The sequence below is a fragment of the Falsiroseomonas oryzae genome (assembly GCF_027856955.1).
Lineage (GTDB): Bacteria > Pseudomonadota > Alphaproteobacteria > Acetobacterales > Acetobacteraceae > Falsiroseomonas > Falsiroseomonas oryzae.
Map to the genome: position 1 here is coordinate 1 of NZ_JAPSMD010000422.1, position 4,571 is coordinate 4,571.

Genomic DNA, 4,571 nt, shown 5'->3' on the forward strand with positions numbered 1-4,571 from the left:
GCTCCTCGGCCTGCGGCGCCGGCCGGCCTTCGCGGAAGGGCGGGTCGCCGGCGGCGGGCGGCGGCATGGCGCGGTCCGGCGCGATCAGCGCGCTGCGCCCGGCCAGGTAGCCAGGGTCGAGCAGGCCGCGGGTGGGCACGCGCACGAAACCGTCATCGGCCAGGAAGAGGTTGCGGTCGGCGAAGGCCAGGCGCCCGGCCTCGGCCAGCAGATGGGCGGCCGGGGCGCCGTGCGGGTCCAGCGCCGGCAGGTCGAAGCGCGCCAGCATGGCCAGGATCTGCCCCACCGCGACGCCGCCGGAGGTCGGCGGCCCCATGCCGCAGACCCGGCGCGCGCGGTAGGGCACGCAGACCACCTCGCGCCGCGCCGGCCGGTAGCCGGCGAGGTCGGCCTCGGTCAGCGTGCCGGCATTCGGGTGGCCCTGCACCGCGACGACGATCTCCGCCGCGATCGGGCCGGAATGCAGCGCATCCGCGCCTTCCGCCGCGACGGCGCGCAGGGTGGAGGCGAGCGCCGGGTTGCGAAGCAGGTGGCCGGGCGGCCAGGGATTGCCCTCGGCGTCGAGGAAATAGGCGCGGGCCTCCGGGGTGCGGCGCAGCGCCTCGACCGAGGCGGCGACGGCGGCGGCCATGCGCTGCGGCACCAGGAAGCCGGCCTCCGCGGCCCGGATCGTGGGCTCCATCAGGCGCGGCCAGGGCAGGGTGCCGTGCTCGCGATGCGCGGCTTCCAGCATGCGCAGCAGGCCCGGCACGCCGACGCTGCGGCCGCCCTCCACAGCCTGCGCGAAGGACATGGGCTGGCCGTCCGGGCGCAGGAACAGGCCCGGCGTGGCGGCGGCAGGCGCGGTCTCGCGCCCGTCCCAGGCCTGCAGCGCACGTGCGGCGGCGGACCAGTGCAGCATCAGGCCACCGCCGCCGATGCCGCTGGCCTGCGGCTCCACCAGGGTGAGCATGACTGCCGCGGCGATCGCGGCATCCAGCGCGCTGCCGCCGTCGCGCAGCATCTCGCGCCCGGCCTCGGCGGCCATCGGGTGCGGGGCGACGACCATGTGCCTTTGGGCGGGCTGCGCCGCGGCGGGCAGGGCCAGCAGCAGGCCGAGGAGCAGGGTCGGCAGGCGGCGCATTCCGGTCTCCGCTTCGGCGTGCGAGGCTCGGAGCATGCCGCGCGACGAGGCCCATCGGAAGGCTGCCGACCGGCGCGGCCGCCATGCGGAGGACCGCGCGGCCGGCGCGCTGGAAGCCGATGGCTGGCGGGTGCTGGCTCGGCGCGTGCGCACCCCGGCGGGCGAGATCGACCTGGTGGCGGAGCGCGACGGGCTGCTCGCCTTCGTCGAGGTGAAGGCGCGCGCCACGCTGGGTGAGGCCGCCTTCGCGCTGGGTGCCGGGCAGCGCGCGCGGCTGCTGGCGGCGGCGGAGGCCTGGATGGCCGCGCACCCCGGCCATGGCGCGGCCGGGGTGCGGTTCGACGTGGTGGTGGTGGACGCCGCCGGCCGCCTGCGCCGGATCGCGGATGCGTTCCGGCTGGGAGACTGAGCGGGCGCCGGGCTCAGGCGATCACGACGTTGTCGCCCAGGCCGCCGTTCAGGACATCGAGGCCGGGGCCGCCGATCAGCACGTCGTCGCCATCCTCGCCGTTCAGGATGTCCGCCCCGTCGCCGCCGACCAGCACGTCGTCGTCGGCGCCGCCGTTGCCTGTCAGGGCCAGCACCGCCGCGAGGCCGGAGGCCTCGATCACGTCGTCGCCGGCGAGCGTGTTGATCACCAGCCGGTCGGTCGCCTCGAAGCCGGTGATGTTCACCTGCGCCGCCAGCCCCAGCACGCTGACCCCGCCGGCATCGCCGAACACCACCACCACGTCGTCGCCGGCGGTCGCGTTGATGAAGACGGTGTCCACCGAGCCGTCGCCCCCGCCGCCGGACGCGGCCAGGTTGATGTTGATCTCCGTGACGTCGGTGCCGGTCAGGTCGCCGATGGTGATGACGTCGGCGCCGCCGAGCGCGTTGAAGTCGATGCTCTCGACGTCGTTCAGGTCCATCGTGACGCTGGCGATGTTCCGGAAGAACACGGCGCGGCCGCCATTGGCGGAGATGTCGATGAGCTCCGCCACGTTGGCGCCGTTGAACAGCATGGTGTCGAAGCCGGCCTGGCCTTCCAGCACGTCGTTGTCGTCGCCCGGGTTCCAGACGAAGGTGTCGTCGCCCGCGCCCATCAGCGCGACGTCGCTGCCGTCGCCGCCGTTGATGAGGTCGTCGCCCTCCGAGCCCAGGAAGAGGTCGTTGCCCAGGCCGCCATTCATGGTCAGCCGGATCGCGCCGGCTTCCAGGCTGGTTGCGTCGATCACGTCGTCGCCGCCGAGGCCGTTCAGCACCAGGCGGTCGTTCGCGGCCTCGGTGTTGAACAGGTCGATCCGCGCCTGCAGGCCGAACACCGTCACGCCGCCGGCATCGCCCGCCACGCCGAAGACGTCGGCGCCCAGGGTCGCGTTCACCGTGACCGTGTCGGCTGCGCCGTCGCCGCCGCCATTCGGGCCGCGCAGGTCGAGCGCGACGTTGGTCACGTCGGTGCCGGTGAGGTCGCCGACCACGATGTTGTCCGACCCGCCGAGGGCGCGGAACTCGATCTTCTCGACATCGTCCAGGTCCATGGTGACGTTGGCGATGTCGCGGAGGAACAGCGCGCGTCCACCATTGGCTACGATGTTGACGGTCTCGGTCGCGTTGCTGCCGAAGAACAGCATGGTGTCGGTGCCGGCCTGGCCTTCCACCACGTCGCTGCCATCGCCCGGATCCCACTGGAACACGTCGTCGCCGGCGCCGAGCAGTGCCGTGTCGTTGCCGTTGTCGCCGAAGACGAAGTCGTCGCCGTCGCCGCCGAGCAGCACGTCCGCGCCCTGGCTGCCGAGCAGCACGTCGTCGCCCGCGCCGCCGTCCAGGGTGAGCTTGATGACGCCGGCCGGCAGCGTGGTGGCGGTGATGCCGTCGTTGCCGGCGCCGCCATTGACGACGAGCGCGTCGTTGGCGCCCTCTGAGCCCGTGACGTTGACCCGGGCCGCCAGCCCGAGGACGGTGACGCTGCTGCCGGCGCCGAACACGTCCACGATGTCGTTGCCGCCGGTGGCGTTCACGATCACCACGTCGGCCGCCGCGTCGCCCGCCGTGCCGCCGATGGTGCCGGCCAGGTTGACGTTCACGGTGGCCACGTCGGTGCCGGTCATGTCGTTGACGGTGATCGTGTCGGTGCCGCCCAGCGCGTTCACCGTGACGGTCTCCACGTCGTCCAGGTCCATCACGATGTTGCCGAGGTTGCGCGTGAACAGTGCGCGGCCGCCATTGGCCGACAGCGCCATCAGCTCGCTGCCGGCGCTGCCGTTGAACAGCATCGTGTCGGTGCCGGCCTGGCCCTCCACCACGTCGCTGCCGTCGCCCGGGTCCCACTGGAACACGTCGTTGCCGGCGCCGAGGAAGGCGACGTCGTTGCCCTGCTGACCGTCCAGGAAGTCGTCGCCGTCGCCGCCGAGCAGCAGGTCCGCGCCGTTCGAGCCGAGGATGGTGTCGTTGCCCGCCCCGCCATCGACGGTGATCTGGATCAGCGCGGCGAGGTTGCCGGTGGCGGAGAAGCTGTCGTTGCCGCCGTTCATGTTGACGACCAGCTTCTCCATCGTGCCCATGTCGATGGAGAAGGGGGCCGGGTCCAGCCGGTCGAAGCGCACGCGCGTGCCATTGGCGGTCACGGTGAACACCTCGCCGCCGTTGCCGCCGTTGACCTGCGTGGTGTCGATGCCGCTGCCGCCCTCGAACAGGTCGGTGTCGTCGCCGGGGTTCCAGATCAGCAGGTCGTCGCCGGCCTCGCCGAAGACCTGATCGTCCGCATCGCCGCCGGTCAGCGTGTCGTTGCCGATGCCGCCGAACAGGAAGTCGTTGCCGCCCTTGCCGAACAGCACGTCGTTGTCGGCCTGGCCGAACAGCATGTCGTTGCCGCTGCCGCCGGTGATGGTGTCGTTGCCGCTGCCCCCGAAGAGGTTCGCGCGCGGCAGGGCGCCGTTCGCCTCGTTCAGCGTGACCACGTCGTTGCCCGCCTGGGCGAAGACCTGGATGAGGGAGGTGTTGGCGACGGTCGGCGTGCCGCCGCGCACGGCGACCGCCCCGTCGTTCACCAGGATGGTGCCGGCCGCGTTGCGGCTGACGACGATCGTGTTCTCCTCGGCGTCGCCGAAGGTGGTCAGGTTTCCGGCCTGGAAGGTGGCGATGACGGCCATGACGGCGTCCTCCTCTCGGGTTGCAGCTGGCCGGACCCTAGGCGCGGGTCGCTTCCCCACGATGTCACCGCGGGAACAGACCGAAACTGCACATGTCGTGAGCCGGATCACGTCCGTGTCACGCGCCTCGGCGGGATGACGGGCGCGTGTCGCCTGTGTCGCGACGGTGAAGCGGGATCGCGTAGAAGTGGGTTTGGGCTGCGCGCGGTGCGGCCGCGCGTCAGCTGCGCCCGGGCACGCGGTGGCGGAACGCCAGCGCCTCCGCGACATGCGCGCGCGCCACGCGCGCGCTGCCGGCGAGGTCCGCGATGGTCCGC

4 protein-coding genes are annotated in these 4,571 nt (G+C 72.8%); 1 reads left to right on the forward strand and 3 read right to left on the reverse strand.

The window, feature by feature from the left end; genetic code table 11:
* Nucleotides 1-1,123 (reverse strand): gamma-glutamyltransferase family protein (locus OZN99_RS26040; protein WP_270938145.1); only part of this gene is annotated, 1,123 nt, incomplete at its 3' end.
* A 34-nt stretch (nt 1,124-1,157) separates the two neighbouring features.
* On the opposite strand from OZN99_RS26040, the gene OZN99_RS26045 reads away from it, so the two are divergent.
* On the forward strand, nt 1,158-1,532 hold the full coding sequence (locus OZN99_RS26045; RefSeq protein WP_270938146.1) for a YraN family protein: 375 nt from the start codon (nt 1,158-1,160) through the stop codon (nt 1,530-1,532).
* 13 nt (nt 1,533-1,545) lie between these two features.
* On the opposite strand, the gene OZN99_RS26050 is transcribed toward OZN99_RS26045, so the two are convergent.
* Both OZN99_RS26050 and OZN99_RS26055 read right to left on the reverse strand, forming a co-directional pair.
* Nucleotides 1,546-4,254: a beta strand repeat-containing protein gene (locus OZN99_RS26050; protein ID WP_270938147.1), complete on the reverse strand. Its 2,709-nt coding sequence runs from the start codon at nt 4,252-4,254 to the stop codon at nt 1,546-1,548.
* Between the two features lie 220 nt (nt 4,255-4,474).
* Entirely contained in the window at nt 4,475-4,564 is a 90-nt protein-coding gene (locus OZN99_RS26055) for a hypothetical protein (RefSeq protein WP_270938148.1), read from the reverse strand.
* Between the last annotated feature and the right edge of the window lie 7 nt (nt 4,565-4,571).

Coding starts and splice junctions, on each gene's coding strand:
- OZN99_RS26045 (WP_270938146.1), top strand. CDS start 1,158: ATGCCGCGCGACGAGGCCCATCGGAAGGCTGCCGACCGGCGCGGCCGC.
- OZN99_RS26050 (WP_270938147.1), bottom strand. CDS start 4,254: ATGGCCGTCATCGCCACCTTCCAGGCCGGAAACCTGACCACCTTCGGC.